Source organism: Ruegeria halocynthiae, assembly GCF_900106805.1.
Taxonomy (GTDB): Bacteria; Pseudomonadota; Alphaproteobacteria; order Rhodobacterales; family Rhodobacteraceae; genus Ruegeria; species Ruegeria halocynthiae.
Map to the genome: position 1 here is coordinate 28,799 of NZ_FNNP01000009.1, position 24,686 is coordinate 53,484.

Consider the following 24,686-nt stretch of genomic DNA (forward strand, 5'->3'; position numbering starts at 1 on the left):
ACTGTGGGTCGTGGCACCTTTGATCTTGGACGTGACACCTGCAGCGCGAGAGCATTCAGGTGAAAACGGAAAGCTGGTGATTCAGTATCGCACTCGGCGTCGTCCGATCAGCATTCACCAGTTGAGTGAGGGCAGAATATCTCGGTTGTCCGCGATGGCAGCGCTAAGGCCATGTTGTTTGCGGAGCCGGGGCATTTGTAAATCAAATCCAATCAAATCCAATCAAATCCTCCAATACATCTGGCGGCAGACAACGCCATTTGCGCAAGGTGCCATGTCAAACATTGTCGACGGCCTGAAGTTTTCTGTGGCCAGTATCTATCTCGCCCGGGGAACCCAAACTGGTGCGCTATGGGCCGTATTACAACCTGGCCTTCAGCCCTTCAGCCAGCAAATCCCAGACCCGGCGAATGCGCGGGGTCTGTCGCATCGCCTGAGGAGCGGCCAGCCAGACCGGAAGAACCGGTATTTCGACATCGATTTCCAGCACCTCAACATTTGGATCAGCCTGCACGATGCTGAGCTGGCTGAATCCCACCCCGCAACCCGCCCGGATCAGCTCCCAATAAGCCGTCTGGTTGTCGCACCGCGTGGCAAAGCTATCGCGGCTGGCAGGCCAACCTTTGTTGCGCATCGCGGCGATGATATCTTCGTTGGTATCAAATCCCACCAGGTCGTGCTGCATCAGTTCTGCTGGGCTTGTCGGTCGTCCGGCGCGATCCAGATAGGATCGGGCTGCGCAGAAACACAGCGGAACTTCTCCGATGTGCTTGGCGATGATATCGACCTGATCGGGGCGATACATGCGCACGGCGATATCGGCCTCGCGGAACAGCAGGTTTTCGCTGGCATCCGAGGCAACCAGATCAAGTTGAATGGCCGGTTCTGCCTGACGAATTGCGGCAATTATCGGTGGTAATAAATGGTGTGAAACAAAGACCGACGCCGTGATTCTGACTGATCCTTCCAGCTGTTGGATTTGCCCAGCAGCAGTCAGACCCAGTGCATTGACGGCGCCGTACATCTGTTGAGCCATCGGCAGCACCTGTCGCCCCACCTCGCTGAGCGTCAATCCTCGTGCGTGGCGATCAAACAGGGATACGCCCAGCTCGTCCTCCAGCGCGTGCACCTGCCGCCCGAGTGTCGGTTGGCTGCGCCCCAGTTGCTTGGCCGCGGCGGACAGAGAACCGGTTTCTGCGACAGCCAGAAAGCTTTGAATCAAGGACCAGTCGGACAGTTGTAGAGGATGCGCCATTCAAAAACGAATACATGATCTGCGTTTTTTGGCAATTTCCAAATACCACTGAATGAATAGGTTGGGCCCGAACGGAGGGCTGATGCAACAGACTGTACTTATTCTCGGAGCGACGGGCCGCTTTGGCCGCAATGCCGCTCAGGCTTTCACTGATGCGGGCTGGGCCGTGCACAGGTTTGATCGCCGCAGTGAAGATTTGCGCGTGGCGACCCGTGGGGTAGACGTCATCGTAAACGCCTGGAACCCGCCTTATCCTGACTGGGCGCAGCATGTCCCTGACCTGCATCGTCAGGTGATCGCGGCCGCATCCCACCGCGATCTGACCGTCATTGTGCCGGGGAATGTTTATGTCTTCGGCGCAGATACGCCCGGGCCATGGTCGGGTGAAACGCCCCATCTGGCGCGCAATCCGCTGGGCCGCGTACGGATCGAAATGGAAGAGGCCTATCGTGCCTCATCCGTGCGGACTATTATTCTGCGCGCAGGTGATTTCATCGATACTACGGAGTCCGGCAATTGGTTCGATCAGGTCATGATCAAATATTTGCGGCGCGGCCGTCTTGTCTACCCGGGCAACCCCGAGACCCCTCATGCCTGGGCCTATTTGCCCGATTTAACCCGCGCAGCCGTGGCGCTGGCTGAGATGCGTAACGACCTGCCGCGTTTCTGCGATGTACCCTTTGCCGGGTATACAGTGACTGGGGCTGAAATGGCTCGAATGTTGTCGCAAGTTACCGGGCAGCACGTCGAGATTAAGCAAATGGCGTGGTGGCCGCTGCACATCGCCCGCCCGTTCTGGCGCTTGGCTTCTCATCTGCTTGAGATGCGGTATCTGTGGGAGACACCGCATCGGCTGGACGATGGCTTCTTTGACGAGCTACTGCCTGGATTTGCGCAGACCGATTTGAGTGAAGCGCTGAGAAACGCAATTACCAAGCCAGCGGAATCAGAAACACGGGAACAATGCGGCGCAGCTCTGCAATCATGAATGCTTGCTGGTTGGCACGTCGCTAATCGTCGTACAGATCGACCCATACAAGCCGGTGACGGCTTGCTGTTTCAGCAACGTCGCGGGCTTCGGTTTCGGGCCAATAGATGCCTGCATCCAGTACGCGCCAATCGGCTGAGGGCAATACGTAATCCACTCGCATCTCACCAACGCCCTTCCACGCCACGGTTGAGGCCGACCCGGCGGGGTCCACAGGCATCGGGTCCTGGATCAATGGGTTGGCAATAAGGTTCCTGATTGCAGGTTTGTGGCCTTCCCCCCTGTGCGGGTCCAGATTCGCATCGCCGGCGATGATGAAACGGTGCGAAGAGAAAGGGCCGAGGTCACCATTCAGAAGCAGCGACCAAAACCGAATCTCATCCCTGTTACGCAACCCGTTCCGATCCTCGGGTCCATCAAAGACCGGAGGGCTGGCGTGAAAGGTCATCAGATCGATACGGCCACCCGGGGCGTCAATCGGTATGATCCAATGCGCGGTCGAAGACAGTCTTTGGACGGACTGGGCCTGCCCAGACGGGAAGGGTTCCCTTTTCACGGTTGGGAGGGTCGCCCCCGGCAGATCTTGCCACAGCATTTCGGAAAAGGACTGCACTTTGTCGGTCTCGATCGGATAGCGGGACAAAACCGCCAGCCCGTTCTGACCCGTGAACCGCCCCCAGCCCTGCGCGTCACCGGGGCCACCGGTCTTGCCGTCCCCATCCAGATCCAGACCCGTTTCGACCCCCGAATTGGGCTGCGCTGTGAAGCTGTGCGGATAGTTCAGGCCTCGGTCATTCAGCGCCTCTGCCAAGGCTGCAAGGGCAAGCCCGTCGAGATCCCAATCGAGTCCCTGAAGGGCTATGATGTCGGGGCGGGTTGCCGCCATCACCTCGATCACTGCGTTAACCTGCGGATCAGCGCGCTGGATGTCACGCAGCAAAATGCCGGGACCCTTGCGGCTTAGTTCGGTGTTGAAATTTGCAACGCGTAACGTCTCTGCCTGTGCCGCGAAGGGCAGCAATAACAGGATCAGGACGCGGATCATGCGATCTGGGTTGTCTCGGCGGTAGAGTAGGAACGGCGTTTTTCCACAATCAGGCCGGCAATGCGCAGCGTCGCCATGCCGCGCATGATCATGCTGGCGGGCAGGAAGGCCCATGCGCAAAGCGTCCAGATCAGGGTTTGAGGATCACTGAGCGCTATCGGCGTAATAAATTCAGCCGTCAGTTTGATTGCAGCGGGGATCAGGAATGGCAGCAAGGCCCCGATTGCGATGTTCAGCCGTCCGTCGCGTTGCAGACGTGTTACAACATCACCGCCCTTGGTCGGGTCAAACAGCGGCAGATTGGTCCAGACGTTGAACGCGCCATTCCCCGTGGGCCACCCCCGAAGTTTTACCGCATAGGCAAAGCTGGCGATGGTGACCAACGCTGCAAGATAGGCGATGCTGGCGGAAATTCGCACAAGCTCAACCAAAGGCTGGCTGGCATCGCCAGGAAGCATCAGAACCACAAGCCGAACGGGGGAATATGGGAAGTCCACCACGCTCGAGACCATCAGGCCAATCGAGTAGAACACAGCTGTCAGGTCTGAGGGGGCATAGGCGTTTTTGCAGATCAGGGTCAGGAACGTGACCATCGACATAAGGCCGACAAAACGCAGCCGGTTCACCGGCGGAGCATCACGGAATTCGATAAAGCTGGGAAAGGCTGAGTTGTATTCAGAGAAAGTCAGGATAAACGCAAGGATCGCCAGAAAGACGACAATCTCAGTCCCGTTCGACGTCGATGTAGGCAGGTACAACGCAGGGGTTAGCACCATCAGTGCTACCAACAATCCACGTATCGCCGCCCCCGTTGTGCGTGCAATCACAATCCGAACCCTTTCCAAACCGGAGTAGTCGATTCTGTGCCGACTTATCGTCCAACTTGTGCTCACCGCTCGTTCATTGGCGGCTACCTCATGGGAGCCAACATTGCCGATAAGCGGTATTTCGCTCAAGCCAGTGTGCAGAAAACACGCAATTTCGGGCAAAATGATGGCGCAACTGGTGCGGGATTGCATCATTTCCGACGCAAATCCGACGTGTATCTCAAAATGATACCTAGATATTGTGGATTCTGAAAACTCAACCCCAAGAATGCGAACGGGGTCGCGCTGGCGACCCCGTTAAGTTGAGTATCAACAGATTCGTCCCCAGAATCATACCCAGGGGCGGGCCTGGCTGGCGTGATTCTCGAATTTGTCGATGTGGTGGTCTTTTTCCATGGTCAGGCCGATATCGTCCAGACCGTTCAACAGGCAGTGCTTGCGGTGCGGGTCGATGTCGAACTCGATGACAATCCCATCCGAAGTGGTGACCTGCTGATCTTCAAGGTGAACGGTCATGCGGGCGTTTTCGCCCTTGTGCGCATCATCCATCAGAATCGCGTGATGCTCTTCTTCGACCACGATGGGCAGGATGCCGTTCTTGAAGCAGTTATTAAAGAAGATGTCGGCAAAGCTGGTCGAGATCACGACCTTGATGCCGAAATCCTTGATTGCCCAGGGCGCGTGTTCGCGCGATGAGCCACAGCCGAAATTGTCACCCGCCACCAGAATCTCGGTGTTGCGATAGGCGGGTTTGTTCAGGACGAAATCCTCGTTCTCTCCGCCATGTTCGTGAAAACGCATCTCATCAAACAGCACGACGCCAAGGCCGGACCGTTTGATGGTTTTCAGGTGAACTTTGGGAATGATCATATCGGTATCGATATTGATCAATGGCATCGGGGCGGCCACCCCGTGGACTTTGTCGAACTTTTCCATGTCTACACTCCTGCGAGAGTGGGCCGCGCCCATGTCCCGCGTTTAAGCTTGTTTCGTTTCGTCGTTGGGTGCGTTCTTGACGAAGAACGCCATGAAGACCAATCCGAACCCATTGAACAGCATCTCGATGCCCAGCAGGATACCCAGCAAGCTCAGCAGAGCTGCGGATTCCGATGCCGCATAGGACCAGATGATACCGGCCAGCAGGATCGACAAGATGCCCGAGATCAGCGTGGGCCAGAAAAACTGTGTTCCCTTCATCTGGAACGACAGGATGATCCGTGCGATGCCGCCTGCCATGAACAGGATCAGCACCACAGTCGCCAATGTCAGCGTGCCCTGAAGCGGGTGATCCAGAAAGGACCAGCCCAGGAACAGCATAACCACACCCATGATGAGCGACAGGATTTTGTTGCCGGTGCCCTCAACGGTAAAGCCGCCGACCACCTGCAAGCCGCCTGCGATCAGCAGTAGAACGCCGGTGACGACGGTCACGGCAACCGATGCAACCACAGGTGCACCCAGCACGAATACGCCGAACGCTATGGACAGCAGTCCCAGCAGCAGCCATTTGACCCAATCACTCATGTTTGTCTCTCCATCAAATATTTAGATATGAGAGACTCTTACATCAATTCACGGACGTCTGTAAGCCGTCCCGTGATCGCTGCCGCAGCCGCCATCGCGGGGCTCAGCAGATGGGTGCGCCCGCCCCGGCCCTGACGCCCTTCAAAGTTGCGGTTCGAGGTCGCGGCACAACGTTCGCCCGGTTGCAACTGATCGGGGTTCATCGCCAGACACATAGAACATCCCGCCAGACGCCATTCAAATCCGGCTTCCTTGAAGATATCGGCCAGACCTTCTTCTTCGGCCTGTGCACGCACCAGACCCGAACCGGGCACGACCATGGCACGCATCCCGTCCTTGATTTTCTTGCCTTTCAGGATCTTGGCGGCTGCGCGCAGGTCCTCGATACGGCCGTTGGTGCACGATCCGATGAACACGGTGTCGATTTCAACGTCGCTCAGCTTCTGACCGGCTTCCAGACCCATGTACTCGATGGATCGGCGGGCCGCGTCGACTTTACCACCTTCAAAATCTTCCGGGTTAGGAACGGTTGCGGTGATCGGCAGCACGTCCTCGGGGCTGGTGCCCCAGGTCACGACGGGTGCGATGTCTTCACCGCGCAGGGTGATGACCTTGTCGAAATGCGCGTCGTCGTCAGTATAAAGCGTTTTCCACCAGTTCAGAGCCGCTTCCCATTGGGCACCCTTGGGTGCGTGCGGGCGACCTTTTACATATTCATAGGTGGTCTCATCCGGCGCGATCAGGCCCGCGCGCGCGCCGCCTTCGATCGCCATGTTGCAGACGGTCATGCGACCTTCCATCGACAGATCGCGGATCGCTTCGCCGCAATACTCGATGACATAGCCGGTGCCGCCGGCGGTTCCAGTCTCACCGATCACGGCCAGAGTGATATCCTTGGCGGTCACGCCCGGCTGAAGTTTGCCGGTGATTTCCACCTTCATGTTCTTGGATTTTTTCTGGATCAGCGTCTGCGTGGCCAGAACGTGTTCAACCTCGGACGTGCCGATGCCGTGGGCCAGCGCGCCGAATGCGCCATGAGTCGCAGTGTGGCTGTCACCGCAAACAACGGTCATACCGGGCAGGGTCCAACCCTGTTCCGGGCCTACAATGTGCACGATGCCCTGACGGACATCATTCACCGGGTAGTAGTGAATGCCGAAATCCTTGGCGTTCTTGTCCAGCGCTTCAACCTGAATGCGCGATTCCGGGTTTTCGATTCCGTTCACACGATCCGGCGTGGTCGGAACATTGTGGTCCGGAACGGCGATGGTCTTTTCTGGCGCGCGCACCGGACGGCCTGCCATGCGCAGCCCTTCAAAGGCTTGCGGGCTGGTCACTTCGTGAACCAGATGCCTGTCGATATAAAGCAGGCAGGTGCCATCATCGGCTTCGTGCGCGACATGGGCATCCCAGATCTTGTCATAGAGTGTTTTGGGGGACATCTGTCCTCTCCCGTATGTAATGAGAAATAGCTGGCGAAATGGCTTAGGCCGCAGATAGGCGGGCCAGAACCGTGCGGGCGGCCCCATAGAACCGTTCACGCAAACGCGCACGGTCTTCCAGATTCTGGATTTGGGCCACTTTGAGTCTCATGCGCACCAGATATAACGGGGTTTGATGGCAATCAAGGTTCAATCGGGCTGCGGGCTTGCATCCTATCTTGCGGATGGTCAAGCTGATGGTCATGAATCAGGATTTGCTACCAGAATCGCTGTCCGAGCTTTACGGCAATATGGCGGCGGCCTTTTCAGCACAATTTGAGAATCTGATCGAATTGATCGTCACACCGGGCTGGAGACAGTATCAACTGGTCATCATCCTGTTTTTGTGGACGCTGGCATTCCTGCTGAAATTCCTGACCCAAAATCGCTGGGATTCATGGGCCCGCGCGCGCACCGGATGGCCGAAATGGCGTCTGCGCCTCCTGATCCAACTCATGCGGCGCCTGACGCTTGTGTATTTTGTGCTCATGTCCTGGTCGCTCTATTGGGTGATGCAGAACACGACGTGGCCCTCTCACAGTTACATCATCGGGGTCATAGCGACCTTGGCCGTGGCATGGCTGGCCATCGCGCTTGTGTCACGATTGGTCCGCAACCGAACATTGCGGCAAATTTTTAAATGGTCGATGTGGATCTACGCAACATTGATTGCTTTGGGGCTGACGGACGATGTGGCGGAATTTCTCGATGGCGTAGCGATTACCATCGGTGACCTTCATATATCGGTCCTTGGGATCATCAAGGCCGTCCTCCTGATTGGTGTTTTGTTGACACTGGCGCGGATCGGGACGCGCACAGCCGAGCGGGGTCTAAAGGGCAACGCGGATATTACGCCCTCGATGCAGGTGTTGTTGGCCAAGGGCATTCAGGTCCTGCTTTATGGCGCGGTTTTCATGGCGGCAATCCGCACGCTTGGGTTTGATCTGACGGGGATTGCCCTGTTGTCCGGTGCGATCGGCGTTGGGATCGGGTTTGGGTTGCAAAAGGTGGTCTCGAACCTGATTTCGGGCATCATCATTTTGATGGACCGATCGATCAAGCCGGGTGATGTGATCTCGCTGGGGGATACGTTTGGTTGGATCAATGCGCTGGGCGCACGCTATGTCTCGGTCGTCACCCGAGATGGGCGAGAATACCTGATTCCGAACGAAGACCTGATTACCAATCAGGTGGTGAACTGGTCACATTCCGACCGTTTCGTAAGGCTCGACCTGGATTTCGGTACCAGCTATGGTGACGACCCGCATCATGTGCGCGCAACGGCTATCCGATCCGTTAAAACCGTTGGGCGCGTGCTGAGCGGTGGCAAACACGAGCCCGTCTGTCACATCACCGGGTTTGGAGACAGCAGCGTGGACTATGTGCTGCGGTTCTGGATCAGCGATCCGAACAAGGGTCTGACCAATATCCGGGGCAATGTTTTTCTGGCGCTGTGGGATGCCTTCAAGGCCGAGGGCATCTCGATCCCCTTCCCGCAGCGCGAAGTTCGCGTTCTTGGCAACGAATCGCACGGCGCAGACGGGCAACAACTCGCTAAAGAGTGACGCGATGTGCACTGGCCTCTGCGCGCCTTCATTGAAATGTTGCAATCCCCTTGTTACCTTATTAGTACCCCTGCGCCGGGGTTTTGCGGCGCGCAGCAAAGGAGGACTATGTCCTGTCTCTACATACACAGGCGGGTTTGCCCGCCGAAGATGGGGCCAGTGTAATGGCCCACTCTCAGTCAATCAGCGACAAGCTGCTTGAGCGTATCCTTTCCTCACTTTCCGATGACAAGGCCGAAGACGTCGTGCAGATCAACCTGCAGGGCAAATCGTCCGTCGCGGATCACATGGTCATTGCCTCGGGTCGATCGACTCGTCAGGTCTCGGCCATGGCGGAAAAGCTGATGGATCGCATCAAGCAGGAATTCGGTTTCACATCGAAGGTCGAAGGCAAGGATGCCGGCGACTGGGTGTTGATCGATACGGGCGATGTGATCGTCCATATCTTCCGCCCCGAAGTGCGTGAATTCTACCAGCTGGAAAAGATGTGGCTGCCTCAGGGCGGCAGCGCCTCGGCGAACTGAGGCGCTATCCCGGCCAGTATTGAAAGGCCGGAGGCGAGAGAGACATGCGTATCAGCATCGTTGCGGTCGGGCGATTGCGCGCCGGACCGGAGAAATCCCTGCTTGACGATTACTTAACCCGTTTCGACCGAACCGGCCGTGCGCTGGGCCTTGGTCCTGCGCGAGTGATCGAGGTTGAGGATAAGAAAAACGCAGGGATGGGCGCCGAGGCCACTCTGCTGCGCAAGGCGCTGCCCAAGGGCGCGGTGATCTGCACGTTGGATGAGCGCGGGCGAGTCATGTCGTCACCTGACTTCGCTAAGAAACTGGGCAATTGGCGTGATGCAGGCCGACAGGATCTGGCGCTGGTCATAGGTGGGGCTGACGGAATAGACCCTAATCTGCGGGCCGAGGCGGATTTTTCCATTTCATTCGGCTCGATGGTCTGGCCCCATATGCTGGTTCGTGTGATGCTGGGCGAACAACTCTACCGGGCCGCAACCATCCTGTCGGGCGGTCCCTATCACCGGGTCTGACATGGCGCAGCTACTGATCGTTTATCATTCGCGCACCGGCGGCACCCGGCAAATGGCCGAGGCTGCAGCAGACGCCGCGCGAGACGAAGCTCATACGATCCTGAAAACCGCTGATCGGGCCGGGCCCGAGGATTTGCTGGCGGCTGACGGTTATATCTTTTGCGCTCCCGAGAATCTGGCCGCGATTTCAGGCCTGATGAAAGAATTTTTTGACCGCAGCTACTATCCCGTGCTGGGCGGTATCGAAGGCCGACCCTATGCGCAGATGATCTGCGCTGGATCAGACGGGGAAAACGCCGCGCGCCAGATCGCGCGCATTGCCACGGGCTGGCGACTGAAAGAGGTGCAGCCGCCTTTGATCATCTGCACCCATGCGCAAACGCCTGAGGCGATAATGGCTGAAAAAACCATTCCCGCAGATCAGTTGGGCATGTGTCGGGAGGTCGGCGCCGTTCTGGCTGCAGGGCTTGCGCTGGGTGTATTCTGAACGTCAGTTCAGATCGACCACCGCGGTGCTATCATTCCAGCCGTCGACACTGCACCGGGCCTGTATCTGCACCTGCGTCAGGCCTTCGGGGACGGTGACACCGCTCAGCGATCTGGTGAATGGTTGCTCATTTTCATGTGGGTGATGCAATACGCGCATACCCAGCTCGTTTCCCTGCATATCCAGCACTCGCCACCCGTCGGCGTAGTGGTCCCACCCGGTATCCGGATGACGGATCGTCACATCGAATTGCCAGGTGTCACCGCTTGAACGGGCAACGACCTGTTCGATCACTGGAGTGTCGGCAAAAGCGGGGCTGGCCAGAAGGGCGCAGAGAATCAGATATCGCATGGCCTGACCCTAAAACGGTGAGTGCTGTGCTGTCATCACGTCTGTGTGTTTCGTGAGGAATGTACGTTGGTGTAGCACGGGCGCTTGCCATCTTGGTAAATTGGTAATATTATTTTACCAAATGGAGGATCAGCGATGGAAATGCCGCAGCCAAATCCGGATGTTCTGGCGCGCAAGCGGGCGCTGGTGGCACAGTTGCAGCAGGTTTTGCCACCAGAAGCTGTCATCCATGATGAGGCCGAAACCCGTGCTTATGAATGTGATGCGCTGACGGCCTACAAATGCCCGCCCATGCTTGCGGTGTTGCCATCGACCACGCAACAGGTCTCGGACGTATTGCGCATCTGTCACGCTGAAGGGGTGCCGGTGGTGCCACGAGGCTCGGGTACGTCGCTGGCGGGTGGTGCTTTACCGACGGCAGATTGCGTGATCCTGGGGGTTGCCCGGATGAATGAGGTGCTCGAGGTTGACTATGACAACCGGTTTATCAGGGTACAAACCGGCCGAACCAATCTGAGTGTAACCGGCGCGGTAGAGGAGCAGGACTTCTTCTATGCGCCTGATCCCTCTTCCCAGTTGGCCTGCGCGATTGCGGGTAATATCGCAATGAATTCGGGCGGTGCGCATTGCCTGAAATATGGGGTGACCACCAACAACCTGATGGGTGTGATCATGGTCATGATGGATGGCAGCGTGGCCGAAATCGGGGGTGCCTATTTGGATGCCGGCGGATTGGACCTGCTTGGCGTCATCTGCGGGTCCGAAGGGCAGTTGGGCGTGGTGACCGAGGCGACCCTTCGAATTCTGCGCAAACCAGAAGGGGCACGGCCGGTCCTGATGGGATTCGATGACAATGAAGTGGCGGGTCAGTGTGTCTCTGACATTATCAAATCGGGCATCTTGCCCGTCGCGATCGAGTTCATGGATCGCCTTTGTATCCGGGCCTGCGAGAATTTTGCCAAAGCAGGATACCCTGATTGCGAGGCTTTGCTGATTGTCGAAGTCGAAGGGTCAGAGACTGAGATCGACAGTCAGTTGTCGAAGATTATAGAGATCGCCAAGCGCCACAATCCGGTTGAGCTGCGCGAAAGCCAAACGGCGGACGAAAGCGCGCGTATCTGGTTGGGGCGGAAATCGGCCTTTGGTGCGATGGGCCAGATCAACGATTACATGTGCCTGGATGGCACCATCCCGGTCTCCTCTCTGCCTTTGGTGCTGCGCCGGATCGGGGAACTGAGCAAGGAATACGGCCTACCCGTAGGTAACGTTTTCCATGCCGGTGACGGAAACATGCACCCTCTTATCCTGTTTGACGCCAACACACCCGGTGATCTTGAGAAATGTGAGGCCTTCGGGGCGGACATCTTGAAGCTCTGCGTTGATGTGGGTGGCTGTTTGACCGGTGAGCATGGGGTTGGCATCGAAAAGCGGGATCTGATGGCCCATCAATATGCGCCTCAGGACCTTGAGGCACAGATGGCGTTGAAAGATGTGTTTGACCCGGATTGGCTGTTGAACCCGGCCAAGGTGTTTCCACTGAGGGCGTCAGCTGCGCGCAGGATAGCGGTTGAGTAAAAGGCTTTGCCCCCTCGATCCGCGGAAATTTAGGAAAAGATGAAGCGCCATGAGACCTGAAACCGAAGCTGAACTTGCTGAACTCGTAGCTGGGTTGAACGGTCCGGTGCACGTTGTGGGCGGCGGTACGCGTGGGATCGGCGGCACTGACCCGGTGCTGACAACTGCAGGGTTGAGCGGAATTACCCTGTATGAACCCGGTGCCTTGACGCTGGTCGCCCGCACCGGAACGCCTTTGGCCGAGATCGAGGCAGCGCTGCAGACCGAGGGTCAGCAACTGGCGTTTGAACCGATGGATCATCGCCGCCTGCTTGGCACAACAGGTGAACCGACGATCGGCGGTGTTGTAGCTGCCAACATATCCGGTCCGCGCAGGATACAGGCCGGAGCGTGCAGAGATTTTCTGATGGGTGTGCGCTATGTCGACGGGCAGGGGCAGGTGATCAAGAATGGTGGGCGGGTGATGAAAAATGTCACCGGCTACGATCTGGTCAAATTGCTGGCTGGGTCTTGGGGCACGCTGGGGGTGTTGTCTGAGGTCTCTCTCAAGGTTTTGCCCATGCCTGAAGTCCAAATGAGCCTGACAGTGAGTGTGGACGATGTGCGGACGGCGGTGTCGGTGATGTCGGCGGCGTTGAAGTCTCCGTACGAAGTGAGTGGGGCGGCATATGACCCGACAAACGGACAGGCCTTGTTGCGGCTCGAAGGGTTTTCCGACTCGGTTGCGTACAGGCTTGATCGATTGCGCGAAATCCTCGGCGGTGAGAGCGTCGAAAGTGCGGGCTCGGCCGCGCTATGGGACGATTTGCGCGATGTCCGCGGATTCGAAGACCTTGACGGGGATGTCTGGCGATTGTCGGTCAAACCCGGCGATGCCCCAGATATTGCCGCGCGCATCAACGCTGATCGGGTTCTGTATGATTGGGGCGGCGGGTTGATCTGGGCGTTGGTGCCCGGCGGCACCGATCTGCCTGTGCGGTTGGGTCGTTTCGAAGGTCATGCGACGCTTGTGCGTGCAGATGCCCGAACCCTGGAGGACTTGGGTCGCTTTCATCCCGAGGATGCGACAGTAGAGGCTCTAACAAGGGGAATCCGACAAAAGTTTGATCCACGCTGTGTGTTCAATCAAGGGCTCATGAGATAGACGATGCAGACGACATTTACCGAAAAGCAACTGCTGGACCCGGCCGTTCAGCGATCTAATGAGATCCTGCGGAATTGCGTTCATTGCGGGTTTTGCACTGCAACCTGCCCGACATATCAGGTGCTGGGTGATGAACTGGACAGTCCGCGCGGGCGCATTTACCTGATCAAGGACATGTTGGAGAACGAACGGGTGCCGGACGAAAAGACCGTCAGGCATATTGACCGCTGCCTGTCCTGCCTCGCTTGCATGACCACCTGCCCGTCAGGCGTGCACTATATGCATCTGGTCGATCACGCGCGTGAATACATCGAGGCGAACTATAAACGCCCGTTCTCTGATCGTGCACTACGTTGGATACTCGCCAGAATCCTGCCTTATCCCATGCGCTTTCGCTGGGCACTGATTGGGGGCCGCCTGGGTCGGCCCTTTCGATCTCTGATGCCGGATGCCCGGTTGAAGGCGATGCTGGAGATGGCACCCAGAAATATACCGCCGGTCAGTCGCAACGACGATCCGCAGAGCTTTGCGCCAAAGGGCGCACGTAAGAAGCGCGTCGCGCTGATGACGGGTTGTGCGCAAAAGGCCCTGAACACCGATATCAACGACGCTACGATTCGACTTCTGACCCGATTGGGGTGCGAAGTCGTGGTCGCCGAGGGCGCGGGCTGTTGTGGCGCTTTGACCCATCATATGGGTAAAACGCGCGAGAGCCATGCCTCTGCTGCGGCCAATATCCGCGCCTGGGTGCGCGAAATGGATGGCGATGGCCTGGATGCGATCGTGATCAACACGTCGGGTTGCGGGACCACGATCAAGGACTACGGACATCTGTTCCGCAATGACGCGCTGGCCACGGATGCTGCGCGTGTGTCTACCTTGGCCATGGATATCACTGAGTTGTTAGTGCAATTAGAGGTTCCGGCCGGTGATAAGAAAGAACTGGTTGTCGCCTATCACGCGGCTTGTTCGCTTCAGCATGGTCAAAAGGTTACATCCCATCCAAAGAATCTGCTGAAAACTGCTGGATTCACCGTGTTAGAGCCTGCTGATAGCCATTTGTGCTGTGGTAGCGCCGGGACCTACAACCTGATGCAGCCCGAGATTTCACGCCAGTTGAAACATCGCAAGCTGCGCACACTTGAGGCCCGAAATCCTGATGTCATTGCGGCGGGAAACATAGGATGCATGATGCAGATCGGATCAGGCACTGACACGCCCATTGTGCATACGGTTGAACTGCTGGACTGGGCCACCGGCGGACCCGAGCCGCGCGCCCTGCGGGATGATGGGTGCAAGGTTCCCCGCCTGCGTTAGCGCGATTGACAAGCGCGCGCTGGAACAGACGGAAATCTCTTCGGTTGGCAATTGCCCTATTTTTGCCGCACCACGAGCATATGAACATTGGTCGGACCTCATGACCGGAGACCCGCGTGCGCAACTGGATCACGGCTTTTGTCTTCAGCGTGCTGCCATTGGCAGGGCTGGCACAGGATACTGGGTTGGAACGCCTGGAAACCACCGATGCCGGACGCGAGTGGATGGCTGTCGGACGGCTGGACATTGATGGAACCGGATTTTGTACCGGTTCTCTGATTTCACCCACGTTGGTCCTGACAGCGGCCCATTGCCTGTATGACAAAGCCACGAAACAGCGGATTGATCCGGCAAGGATCGAGTTTCTGGCCGGATGGCGCCTTGGACATGCCTCAGCCTATAGGCCGGCGCGTCGAACCGTGGTGCATCCGGACTATCAATATGATGGCGGTGTGTCTGCAACGCGGGTGCGTCACGACATTGCTTTGATCGAGCTGTGGCAGCCGATCCGCAACACCTCGGTTATTCCTTTTGAAACCGGGCGCCGACCCGCCCGGGGCGAGGATGTGGGTGTGGTCTCATATGCTCACGACCGTGCCGAAGCGCCGTCGCTGCAAGAGGTTTGCTCGGTCATCGGGCGACAGGCGGGTATACTGATAATGTCGTGCAACGTGGATTTCGGGGCGTCCGGTGCACCGGTATTTTCATTTGAAGGTGAGCGGCCGCGCATCGTGTCTGTCGTTGCGGCCAAGGCCGAAATGCGAGGGAACCGCGTCGCGTTGGGCGCCGCGTTGGATCAATCGTTGGAGTTGCTGCAGGCCGAACTGTCACAAGGAAGGGGCATGAACGCCTCGCTGGACAACAATACGAAACATCTTGGAGCAAAATTCATCAAGCCATGACCCATTTTCTACTTAGCATTGTTTTGATCTTTTCCGTTCTTGCAACTGCAACACAGGCCCAAAACAGCGGCAAGCGTCGCCTGACAGATCGGGATGATCTATGGGGATGGGAGGCCGTCGGGCGCCTGGATATCGGCGACCAGGGGTTTTGTACGGGCACTTTGATTGCAAAAGACATTGTTCTGACAGCGGCGCATTGTGCATTGGATAAGGCCACCGGCAAGCCTTATACCCCCGGAGAAGTAACCTTTCGCGCCGGGCTGAGTGACGGAGAGGCGTTGGCCGAGCGGAAAATCACCCAGATCGCAAGCCATCCGGATTTTGTTGCCAATGCCCCGGTTTCGGCGCCGCGCGTCCGTGTTGATGTGGCTCTGATGCGGCTGGACGAGCCAATTCCCTACTCGATCGCCAACCCATTTGCTCTGTACAGTGGGCGCATCAGCGACAGCGAAATCAGCGTTGCGTCCTACGGGCGGGGCCGGGCCGAGGCGATCCAGCGGCAGCGTTCTTGCCAGATTCTACGGCGCGGGCAGGGGCTGATCAGCTTTGATTGCGATGTCACATTCGGATCTTCCGGATCAGCGATTCTTGCCAAGAAAGGTCCCCGCTGGCAGATATTGTCGGTGGTTTCCGCCGGGGCTTCGGACGGGCGACGCAAGATCGGATATGGCATGGAGTTAAGCGAAATAGTCTCTGAGCTAAAGGCTATCATGCGTCGGGAAGCGCCCCGGCCAACAGCCACAATCCGCCGCTTGCAGCCGGGGTCTGACAAGTCCAGCTCGGGTGCAAAGTTCATCAGCGCGGGGGGGTCTTGAACCCGATTATGTCACTTCCCATCTGAGATATACCGGATCGCCAAAGCTGGGGTTCGGTACACATAACCGCCCGTCCATACCGGAGGGCAATCTCGTAAATCGCTCAATGATGAGGATCACGACATGCGTACTTTTGATTTTGCACCGCTTCACCGCGCCACTATCGGCTTTGACCAGATCGCAGACATGATGGACAGGGTTCTGACCAATGACGTCGCTCAACCCAGCTATCCCCCGTACAACATCGAAAAAACCGATGCGGATACCTATCGCATCTCGGTCGCTGTTGCCGGATTTTCCGAGGCCGATCTCTCGGTTGAGGTGAAAGAAAATGCTTTGATCGTGTCAGGCAAGAAAGCCTCGGAAGAAATGGATCGCAGCTATCTGCACCGTGGTATCGCCACCCGCGCGTTCGAGCGCCGTTTTGCGCTGGCAGACCACGTTCGCATCACAGGCGCAAGCCATGAGAACGGGATGCTGAACATCGACCTGAAGCGCGAAGTGCCAGAAGCACTGAAACCGCGCCGGATCGAGATTTCATCTAGCAAGGCCATCGAAAAGGATGTGGTTGACGCAAAAGCCGTGAACTGAGCCCTTTGATCACTTAGCGACAATCTTTACTGGATTGTCGCACCAAACGCCCCGCGTTCCTCCAGGCGCGGGGCGAAGTTTTTTGAGCCGCGCCCTTAAGATGGCAGGCTGCAGATACACACAAAAAACTGGCACTGGTCGAGGATGTCGGGCTAGTCTTTCTCGGAACATGTCGCGGAACAGCACAATGTACACCGCGCTGAGAGGGAGATGAAGCCGATGCGAATGAAACCTGTTTTCGCAGCGACAATCTGCGCCGCCGTTGCATTGACCACACTGACCACGACGCCGACCCGCGCCGATGATGCCGGGGCGCTTGTTGCAGGGGTTGCGTTGGGGGTGTTGGGGGCATCAATCGCCAAACACCATCACAAACACGGATCAAAGTATCATAAACATCCGCATGTTTCCCCCGAAGAGAATGCAATCGGACTGTGTATGCATCGGACCCACGCCGCCATGAGCAATCAGGGTTACTATGCCGTCGATTTCGAGCGGACACTTTCGTACACGACGAACTCTGATGGCATCGATCTTATCGATCTGGAAGTCGCGCGTTCGAAAGACAGCAATGATGTGCGCAGCCACATCAAGGCGCATTGCGCAATCCAGAATGATGCGGTGGTTAACTTCCGGTACTCAAACTACTGACCGTTGAGTTTGCATCACTGAATTGCCCCATGCGTTGCGTGGGTGACGCGCATGTCGTTTTCCGTTCAACATGAGCTTGCCACGCCTTTCTTTTCGCGCCTGAGTTTGCGAAGCTTTGCGAGATTTTGGTGCTCGAGGGGATGTAAATTGGTGTAACATTCCCTATGTTATTGGGCAGATAAGAAAAAAAGGAATAGGACAGATGTCGAACCAGCAATTCGAAGCTTTGATTCAGGAAACTCAGACCAAGGTGCGCGAAAGCCAATCGCAGATCGAAGGGCTGACTTCGCGGATTGAGGCTGCGCGTGCCAAGATTGGTACGGCTGAGGCGGATATCGACATCGAGAATGCTACGCTGGAAGACGTGCACGCCCATACCGAGGTGATGAACGCCAATATCGCCGAGTTGATCATGGGGCTTGATGACGTCACCAGCGCGTTTTCCAAGGATTTCGACGAAATGCGCTCGAAATCCGGGTGGGAGAGCTTTGTTGGCATCTTTTCCAAGGGCAAATCCGAATCGATGCGGCAAGAGCGGATGCGCACCGCCAATATCGACGATAAGCTGCAGGACCTGATCGCCAAGTCGGATGTGATCGTGAAACTGCTGGAGGGTCAGCTATCCGTGCTGGAAGAACAGCGCGTGAAGGTCGAGGACAACCTGAGCGGCACTCTGGACGACCGCGAGGCCACCGTGGCCGAGCTGGAGGCGTTACGCGCCGAGATTCAGGGCATGGACCCGACGATTATCACGCTGGAGAACAAGATCAGCGTCGAACAGGACGCCGCCGCGCGCACCCAGCTGGAAACCGAACTGGCCGAACTGAACAAGCAATACAACGCCAAGGTTCAGGAAGAGCAGGTCAAGCTGGCCAAGTCGCAAACGCTGGAACGCTATATCGAAAAGGGCAAGACCTGGGTCGATTCACTGCAAAACCAGGCGGCGACGCAGATGGTGCTGATCAACAAGCTGCAGACAGACACGCAACAGCGTGTGGTGCTGTATGATGCCCTGACCAAATCGCTGAAAACCGCGCAGCAGCAGGACGTGGCCCACCGCATCAACGAGATCGGCGTGCAGACGGATCAAGAGGCGCAAACCGCCATGGCCGCCATCGGCACCGCTACCAACCAGAAAATGGCCGACATGCTTGAGGCGCATGAGGATCACATGGTCTTTGCCCGCGACGTGCTGGAGAAAAAGGCCAAGGCGGACGAACGCTTTGCACGTCGCTTTGCCTCGATTGTCGAGAAGCATGATAAGAACTTGTATGGGGGGTGAACCATACGGCGGGTTTCGACGTGGCAAAAGATGTACTTATTCTACTGCTAAAATTGCTTGCGATGTGCGGGTGCCTTGTAGCGGCCATGCTAGTTATATTCTTCGTATCCCATAGATTTTTGGGTGAGTACAAATTCTTGTTCCTGTTGGTGAACCTAGCTGTCGGTCTCGGTAGCTTTTGCGCCCTTCTGTACTCGATGGGGATGCTCAAAGAAGAAATGCAGAAAATCGAAAAGAAACATCGTCCGTGGCTTTTTGATCAGCTTGGGAACCGTAAATGAAAATTTCTGATTTCAGACTAATTGGCCGACCGAGATCAGTGCCTGAATGGATCTACCAAATGGTCGTGGCAACATTGTTTGTGCTCGGCCTAATTTGGATTTGGCCGGAATCAACAGCTAGCTATGTTGGGATATACGCGGCGGTCTGCGTTGGTAGCCTAGTCAATTTGTATCTCATTGTTAAAAATACCAAAAAGGTAATAACTGAAGAAGTCGCCGAGGATGACTGACCCCACCCAAGACCATGTCGGCTTGACCGACACTTTCGCCTCGCGCCGCTATTTCCGCAAATTCGAGGTGATCACTGTCCACCTCCTGCGCGTGGCCGCGACGATGGAGGCAGAGGGCGCGATCAGCAAGCAGGAGGTGCGGATCGTGTCGCGCTACCTCTCGGGGCTGCTCTACACCTTCCGCGCGCTGTCTATGAAATACCTGCTGGTCGGGCGCGATACGGGGCGTTTTTTTGGCAGCCTCGCCATGGACAAGCGCGACAGCGGGTTTCCCGTGGCGGCCGAATTGCTGACCATGGCCAACGACGCGCAGCAGGCGCAGGTACATCTGGCGAATATGCCCACGGAAGACGACCTGAAAACCGACATGGTGCGGACGATCATTGGGGATCAGGCAATCCCCACCAAGCTGCAATTCGCGCTGTCCCAAAGGCTCTATTACGAGGAATTGCTGAAAGGTCAGCTGTTCTGGGCCCGCAACGATCCCGAATGTCACTGGATCGGCAATAAGGGAGAGCGGCGCAAGTTCATGATCCACTGGGCGGTCTATGACAGCCAGATCAACCTGCCGGTCATCTACCTGATGCAGCTCGAGGATAGTGGCAAAACCGCCCTGCCGAAAGACCAACGCCGCTGGCCCGAGGTGCAGGCCCATCTGATGGCGCAGTCTCTGGGCGGGCTGAAATTGGTCACCATCGCCAAGGGCTTCGATCAGGATTTCGACGACCTGCACCCAAAACACATGCGTCGTATCCATGTGGGGCCCATGTACTCCTCGGCCTATACCGAGCAATCCGGCCCTCTGAGGCAGGTGCTGGAGGACGCGCAATCTCCGCAAGGTCAGGACTGGGCGCTGGCATGGACAACCGAGGAACTGGAAAGCGAAGAGGTGATCGAAGAACGCGCCGGATGGTTTTCTACCGTTGAGCGCGAGGTCTTTGCGTTGGACCCATTCGGTGGGCAGGGGGCCGAGACCGGGGCCACCCGCACGCAGCGCTCGATCATCCTGCCCCAGCGTCCTTTTCAGGTTCTGGCCGAACGCAACCCGCCGGGATTTACCGATGTGCGCAAATTTGTGGTCAGCAAAGCTGGGCAGGTGTTGAGGTATTAGATGATAAGGAACGCATTGCTTATCTTTCTGTCAATGACACTCGCATCCTGTGGGGTCGACTTCCCAGCAAAACGAGATTGGTTCGAGCGGCAGAGTCAGATCGGAACCTCTGTTATAGAGTTTAGGGAAAAGATGGCCAAGCGAGGAATCGATCAAATGGACGGCGAAGCCTTACGATACAGAGCCGGGATTGAGGCGTCTGAAAGCCAAGAATGTTACCAGATGCCCCCGGCGTATCTTGGTGGATTCTATTTGGGCTGCATCAGCATTGATGATGCCGGAGTAATTTCGAACAGCACTTTCTCTAGCTATGCATATTGGTGAATCATGAGTTTAACGTCAGATCAGATGGAATTGCGCGAAGACGATATTCGCAAACATTACCCGGCGGCGACCGCCTTGCTGAATGGATTCGAGCATGCGCCTCGGATCGCAAAGGCAGTTGAGTCCGCCATTGAACGCTCACCGGGTGTTTCGACCGGACGGCGGTTCCGGTCCACCACCCCGGGGCTGGTGACACGCCGGACCGTACGGGCCGATGGGATACATCTGGTTGAACGGATCGAGGCGTCGGATGATGGGGATGCGCTGGTTTCGCCGCCTCAGGCCACTACGCAACAGGCAATCCGCCGTGCCATAGCCATCGCACTGGCCGTCGCCGAGTCTTATGCGGAACAGACCCCGCTGGCAGACCTGAAACGTGCGAACCTTGCGGGCGATCTGCCAGCCGCGCGCAAGACCGAGTTTTCGGAACTGCTGACCGCCGAGGCTCTGATCACGTCGCATACCTTTGGTAATGCGCTGGCCTATCTGATGTCCTCACATCTGGGCGAGACCACCGTCGATATCGGCGAGATCGAAGAGGTCCTGACTGATAACGGCCAACTCGCCCTGCACGGAGCATTGTGGGAGCTGGACCAGACACTGGCCAAGCACGCCCCCGACGATGCCCACCTGATCGCGGCCACCAGCGCCTATGCCGAACAACTGATGGACAAGGCCGCCCTGCGCGCCCAGTCTGCAGGCCATCTGGCCCCGTTCCAGAACGCTGCCTGGCATATTGAGGCTGATGACCTGACGATCCGGGGGTTCGAACCGGCCTCGAAGGCCAAATCCACAACCCTGACCATGACGTTCAAGAAACCGAACGAGGTGGTCGGCAACCATATCGCCAAATATCAGGCGATGAAGCTGGCCAAGATGGTGATGGCCTATGACTTCGACCGCCGCCTGAACCCGTTTGCTGAGCTCGGCGGGTTCATCTTTACCTTCATGGGCGATGGCAAACCGGGCACCGGCAAGACCACTCTGATCCAGATGATGGCCGGGCTGATCAACGACTATTGCCAGAACGCAGGCTATCCGTTCCGCTATCAGAACCTCAGCACCGACAATATCGACAGTTATCAGGGCAAATCCGGCCAAAACGCCAAGGCGTTTATCCACACGATCATCGACCCCTCGGTCATCGGCTTCGGTACCATCGACGATATTGACCAATTGGCCGGCAAACGCGGCGACCGGCAATCGTCAGCCGGTCAGCTGGAAATCACCGCTGTACTGATGGAGAGCTTTGCGGGCGCCAACACCGTCGTGCGGGGCAACTGCACCTTTGGCATGTTCTCGAACTACCCTGAAAATGTGGACGACGCCCTGCGTCAACGGGCGGGCGCGCGGTTCCTGGTGGACGGGCCGCAAACGCGTGAGGATTATATCGACATCCTGCACCTGCTGATGGGCCGCAACCACGACATCCCGTTGGGCGAACACGAAGCCTATGCCGCGCAGGAAATCAAAAAGGCCGTCGCCGCCAGTTTCGAAAGCCATTCCCGCCCCCATGAAGAGGCTCTATTGCAAGTCTATGAACGGATTCAGGGTCAGATCGGTCAGATGGATACGATTGCCAAGATGGGGGCGTATCTGAAGGCGATCCAGCAGGCGGATGAGCGCTTTACCGGCCGCGCGATCAAGAACATCACCGACGCGGTCAAGGTCCGCGCGATGGACTTTGAGCTGCCCGACGAATGGATGGAAAAACCCGACCTGTTCCTGTTCCGCGACTACGACATCAAGAAGGCCATGATCGAGGACCTGCGTCAGCCGATCACGGTCGAGATGGTTATGCAAGAGATCAACCGCTACGCCGACAGCGAATTCCGCTATGCCGACAAGAGTGACGAGGTCGCCATCGAAAACGCCATCCGCCAGATGGGCCGGATGGAAGAGGCCAAGCGGCGGTATTTGGAGGGGAAGGATCAGGGGGCAAACCCATGACAGCGTTGGTAATGGCAACATTTCCGTTGATGTTAATTCTCGGCATTATGTCAGGTTGCTTTTTGACGAAGCTCCTGCTCGGTCTCGTGTTGCCCGTTGAACTAGGAGAGTACACACCTCCAACAGTTTTGCTTTGGAGTTTCCTGAGCGTCGCTATTGGCGTTTTCACTGGGTTGTTACCTTGGTACTTCGGCTTCAATTGGTTTTGGACCCAAGTGGATTTCCGTTTCTTTATCGGAGCTTTTCCATGGGTTGAGCATGTTTGGGTTGCCATGTCGGCACCTATTTGGTTCGGAATTTACTGGGCCATAAAACTGCAACGAAATAGCGGTGAGTCAGCATGATCCGCCTCATCGAAAAAGGCCTGATGTTTGGCAACCTTGTCCACATCTCCAGCCCGGCTCTGGTCGAGCGGTATAACCGCGCGTTGCAGCATCTGGCGGGCAAGACCACGGCGCTGATGGATTTTCATGTCGATATCTCGGGCTATTCGCCAGAGGTGGGGATTGAGCTGGAGGATGAGCTCTACCTCAACCCCAATGGGGTCAACCGGCAGTTCATCCTGCTGACGACCGAGCAGAAACGCGCACCGTTGCTGAACGTCAAATTCTCGACCTCGCGCGATATCCTGCGCGAATTCATCGAGGTGAACGAGGCGCAGTTGTTCGCCCTGACCGCCACCGATGCGGTGGCCGGAGAATTGGTGAACTCGGTCATCAAACTCACCACGCCCCGCGATCTGTTCAACATCCAGAAGATCGAGATTGAGGCTGACACCGCAGGTGGCACCTTGCTCAAGGCCCAGCAATTGGCAGGCATGGTCGAGCAGTTCAAAACGGAAGAGGATGCCTGGTTCGACGACGTGTTGATCGCCAAGATGATCGAGACGGCCAAGGAAACCGGAGACGTCACCCGCAACCCCGTGCACCTGCGCCATACCGCGTTCGAGCAGCGCAATTTCTGGACGGCACATTTCGGGGGGCTGTATCTGTTTCCTGATCTGGATCACCCGGCGGCAATCTGCATGGGCGATAAGCCTGACAACCTGCCGATCAAATACGCCTTTGAACCGTCACAGCGGAACCAGATTGCCAAATTCCTCGACTATAACGATCTGGTTGAACCCATCGTCAAAGCACGCGGCGTGGATGCCGCCGCGATCCTGCAGCAGAAGATGGATTTTCTGACCGTTGCCGCCGCCGCAGATGCAGATGTAGATCTGACAGGACTGGACCGCAGCGACATGCGGCGGCTTGCGCGAAACCACTCGGACCGCCTGCCCGAGGCCTATCATGGGCTTGCACAACTGTTGCGCTGGGCGACGGATGGTGGGCGCTGGCCCCGCATCACCTCGGACCATGCGGCGTATTTCTATACGCTGCGTGCGGCGAACACGCCAAACCGCGATCTGGTGAACATGCTGCTGGCCGAGCTGGCCCCGCTGGACCCACGTCAGCTGTTCATCTGTCACAAGGAGCTGTTCTACAGCACCTACGCCAAATGGCCTGAAAGCAAGAAAGCCTATGTTGCCGACTTCCTCGCGCGCGAGTATCAGGTGGACAAGGCCGGTTCGCGCGCTGCGTTGTTCGGGCATGAGCCGGATATGAGCGGGGAGGACCGGGTCAGTGATGCGGTGATCTCGCGCGTTGGCCCATGGGGTGTGGTCGGGAGGAATTAGGATGTTCGGAGCTATGCGCCTGTTTCTGATCCTGCTGGTCGCCCAGACGGTCGCCTATTTTGCGCTGTCCTACTATTCGCGTGGGATGCGTCGACGCAAGCTTGAGACGTGGTGGGACGAGAAAGGCAAAAAGGGCAACAAAGAAGCCTTTGTTGAACGCGGGTTGCATGTGTATGACAACTCGTTCCGGCGCAAACTGATCCTGGGTGTCTATATCGTGCCATGGGTGGCGATTGGCGCGCTGATCTATATCGTGAATTACATGTGAGGGTT

The 24,686-nt window shown here is 57.1% G+C and carries 26 protein-coding genes; 18 read left to right on the forward strand and 8 right to left on the reverse strand.

The genetic code is table 11. The features are described 5' to 3' along the window. Positions 1–361: 361 nt before the first annotated feature. Positions 362–1,255, reverse strand: coding sequence for a LysR family transcriptional regulator (locus BLU89_RS17310; RefSeq protein WP_074738356.1), 894 nt, complete (start codon positions 1,253–1,255; stop codon positions 362–364). Positions 1,256–1,337: 82 nt separating this feature from the next. Between BLU89_RS17310 and BLU89_RS17315 the strand changes: the two genes are divergently transcribed. Then, positions 1,338–2,243, forward strand: a complete 906-nt coding sequence (locus tag BLU89_RS17315; RefSeq protein ID WP_074738358.1) for a sugar nucleotide-binding protein — start codon at positions 1,338–1,340, stop codon at positions 2,241–2,243. 22 nt (positions 2,244–2,265) lie between these two features. Here the strand turns inward: BLU89_RS17315 and BLU89_RS17320 are convergent, their stop codons facing one another. The 6 genes from BLU89_RS17320 to BLU89_RS17345 form a co-directional block, all read right to left on the reverse strand. Continuing rightward, entirely contained in the window at positions 2,266–3,288 is a 1,023-nt protein-coding gene (locus BLU89_RS17320) for an endonuclease/exonuclease/phosphatase family protein (protein ID WP_074738360.1), read from the reverse strand. Then, entirely contained in the window at positions 3,285–4,115 is an 831-nt protein-coding gene (locus BLU89_RS17325) for a hypothetical protein (RefSeq protein ID WP_074738533.1), read from the reverse strand. Before BLU89_RS17325 ends, BLU89_RS17320 begins: the two co-directional genes overlap by 4 nt. Positions 4,116–4,445: 330 nt before the next feature. Continuing rightward, complete coding sequence (gene leuD / locus BLU89_RS17330; RefSeq protein ID WP_074738362.1) at positions 4,446–5,051, reverse strand: 3-isopropylmalate dehydratase small subunit; 606 nt, start codon at positions 5,049–5,051, stop codon at positions 4,446–4,448. Positions 5,052–5,093: 42 nt separating this feature from the next. Then, positions 5,094–5,639 (reverse strand): HdeD family acid-resistance protein, encoded by a 546-nt coding sequence (locus BLU89_RS17335; RefSeq protein ID WP_074738363.1) that lies wholly within the window; start codon positions 5,637–5,639, stop codon positions 5,094–5,096. Positions 5,640–5,677: 38 nt separating this feature from the next. After that, complete coding sequence (gene leuC, locus BLU89_RS17340; protein ID WP_074738365.1) at positions 5,678–7,081, reverse strand: 3-isopropylmalate dehydratase large subunit; 1,404 nt, start codon at positions 7,079–7,081, stop codon at positions 5,678–5,680. A gap of 43 nt (positions 7,082–7,124) precedes the next feature. Beyond that, on the reverse strand, positions 7,125–7,220 hold the full coding sequence (locus BLU89_RS17345) for an isopropylmalate isomerase (RefSeq protein ID WP_245709781.1): 96 nt from the start codon (positions 7,218–7,220) through the stop codon (positions 7,125–7,127). A gap of 103 nt (positions 7,221–7,323) precedes the next feature. Here BLU89_RS17345 and BLU89_RS17350 point away from each other — a divergent pair, with 103 nt between their 5' ends. The 4 genes from BLU89_RS17350 (at position 7,324) to BLU89_RS17365 (ending at position 10,211) form a co-directional block, all read left to right on the forward strand. Continuing rightward, positions 7,324–8,685, forward strand: coding sequence for a mechanosensitive ion channel family protein (locus BLU89_RS17350; RefSeq protein ID WP_245709782.1), 1,362 nt, complete (start codon positions 7,324–7,326; stop codon positions 8,683–8,685). A 164-nt stretch (positions 8,686–8,849) separates the two neighbouring features. Further along, entirely contained in the window at positions 8,850–9,209 is a 360-nt protein-coding gene (rsfS, locus tag BLU89_RS17355) for a ribosome silencing factor (RefSeq protein ID WP_074738371.1), read from the forward strand. Positions 9,210–9,253: 44 nt separating this feature from the next. Beyond that, positions 9,254–9,724 carry a 23S rRNA (pseudouridine(1915)-N(3))-methyltransferase RlmH gene (rlmH, locus tag BLU89_RS17360; RefSeq protein ID WP_074738373.1) on the forward strand — a complete coding sequence of 157 codons (471 nt, stop codon included), beginning with the start codon at positions 9,254–9,256 and terminating at the stop codon, positions 9,722–9,724. Between the two features lies 1 nt (position 9,725). Continuing rightward, positions 9,726–10,211: a flavodoxin family protein gene (locus tag BLU89_RS17365; protein ID WP_074738375.1), complete on the forward strand. Its 486-nt coding sequence runs from the start codon at positions 9,726–9,728 to the stop codon at positions 10,209–10,211. 3 nt (positions 10,212–10,214) lie between these two features. Here the strand turns inward: BLU89_RS17365 and BLU89_RS17370 are convergent, their stop codons facing one another. After that, positions 10,215–10,562 (reverse strand): hypothetical protein, encoded by a 348-nt coding sequence (locus tag BLU89_RS17370; RefSeq protein ID WP_074738378.1) that lies wholly within the window; start codon positions 10,560–10,562, stop codon positions 10,215–10,217. Positions 10,563–10,697: 135 nt separating this feature from the next. On the opposite strand from BLU89_RS17370, the gene BLU89_RS17375 reads away from it, so the two are divergent. From BLU89_RS17375 to BLU89_RS17450, 13 genes are all read left to right on the forward strand, one after another. Further along, positions 10,698–12,137: an FAD-linked oxidase C-terminal domain-containing protein gene (locus tag BLU89_RS17375; protein WP_074738380.1), complete on the forward strand. Its 1,440-nt coding sequence runs from the start codon at positions 10,698–10,700 to the stop codon at positions 12,135–12,137. A gap of 49 nt (positions 12,138–12,186) precedes the next feature. After that, complete coding sequence (locus BLU89_RS17380; protein WP_074738382.1) at positions 12,187–13,281, forward strand: FAD-binding protein; 1,095 nt, start codon at positions 12,187–12,189, stop codon at positions 13,279–13,281. 3 nt (positions 13,282–13,284) lie between these two features. After that, positions 13,285–14,598, forward strand: coding sequence for a glycolate oxidase subunit GlcF (gene glcF / locus BLU89_RS17385; RefSeq protein ID WP_074738384.1), 1,314 nt, complete (start codon positions 13,285–13,287; stop codon positions 14,596–14,598). A 116-nt stretch (positions 14,599–14,714) separates the two neighbouring features. After that, on the forward strand, positions 14,715–15,500 hold the full coding sequence (locus tag BLU89_RS17390; RefSeq protein ID WP_074738386.1) for a trypsin-like serine peptidase: 786 nt from the start codon (positions 14,715–14,717) through the stop codon (positions 15,498–15,500). Then, positions 15,497–16,315, forward strand: a complete 819-nt coding sequence (locus tag BLU89_RS17395) for a trypsin-like serine peptidase (protein ID WP_074738388.1) — start codon at positions 15,497–15,499, stop codon at positions 16,313–16,315. Before BLU89_RS17390 ends, BLU89_RS17395 begins: the two co-directional genes overlap by 4 nt. Positions 16,316–16,438: 123 nt before the next feature. Then, on the forward strand, positions 16,439–16,906 hold the full coding sequence (locus BLU89_RS17400; RefSeq protein WP_074738390.1) for an Hsp20 family protein: 468 nt from the start codon (positions 16,439–16,441) through the stop codon (positions 16,904–16,906). Between the two features lie 219 nt (positions 16,907–17,125). Beyond that, positions 17,126–17,557 (forward strand): hypothetical protein, encoded by a 432-nt coding sequence (locus BLU89_RS17405; RefSeq protein ID WP_143030603.1) that lies wholly within the window; start codon positions 17,126–17,128, stop codon positions 17,555–17,557. Positions 17,558–17,759: 202 nt separating this feature from the next. Next, the gene (locus BLU89_RS17410) at positions 17,760–18,839 is read left to right on the forward strand and encodes a coiled-coil domain-containing protein (RefSeq protein ID WP_074738394.1); all 1,080 of its coding nucleotides are present in this window, start codon (positions 17,760–17,762) and stop codon (positions 18,837–18,839) included. A gap of 503 nt (positions 18,840–19,342) precedes the next feature. After that, positions 19,343–20,461: a hypothetical protein gene (locus BLU89_RS17425; RefSeq protein WP_074738400.1), complete on the forward strand. Its 1,119-nt coding sequence runs from the start codon at positions 19,343–19,345 to the stop codon at positions 20,459–20,461. A 327-nt stretch (positions 20,462–20,788) separates the two neighbouring features. Next, positions 20,789–22,735, forward strand: coding sequence for an AAA family ATPase (locus tag BLU89_RS17435; protein ID WP_074738404.1), 1,947 nt, complete (start codon positions 20,789–20,791; stop codon positions 22,733–22,735). Continuing rightward, positions 22,732–23,079 carry a hypothetical protein gene (locus BLU89_RS17440; RefSeq protein ID WP_074738406.1) on the forward strand — a complete coding sequence of 116 codons (348 nt, stop codon included), beginning with the start codon at positions 22,732–22,734 and terminating at the stop codon, positions 23,077–23,079. Before BLU89_RS17435 ends, BLU89_RS17440 begins: the two co-directional genes overlap by 4 nt. Then, positions 23,076–24,413, forward strand: a complete 1,338-nt coding sequence (locus BLU89_RS17445) for a DUF6638 family protein (RefSeq protein WP_074738408.1) — start codon at positions 23,076–23,078, stop codon at positions 24,411–24,413. The genes BLU89_RS17440 and BLU89_RS17445 overlap by 4 nt, the downstream gene beginning before the upstream one ends. A 1-nt stretch (position 24,414) precedes the next feature. Beyond that, positions 24,415–24,681, forward strand: a complete 267-nt coding sequence (locus BLU89_RS17450; protein ID WP_074738410.1) for a hypothetical protein — start codon at positions 24,415–24,417, stop codon at positions 24,679–24,681. Positions 24,682–24,686 lie beyond the last annotated feature (5 nt).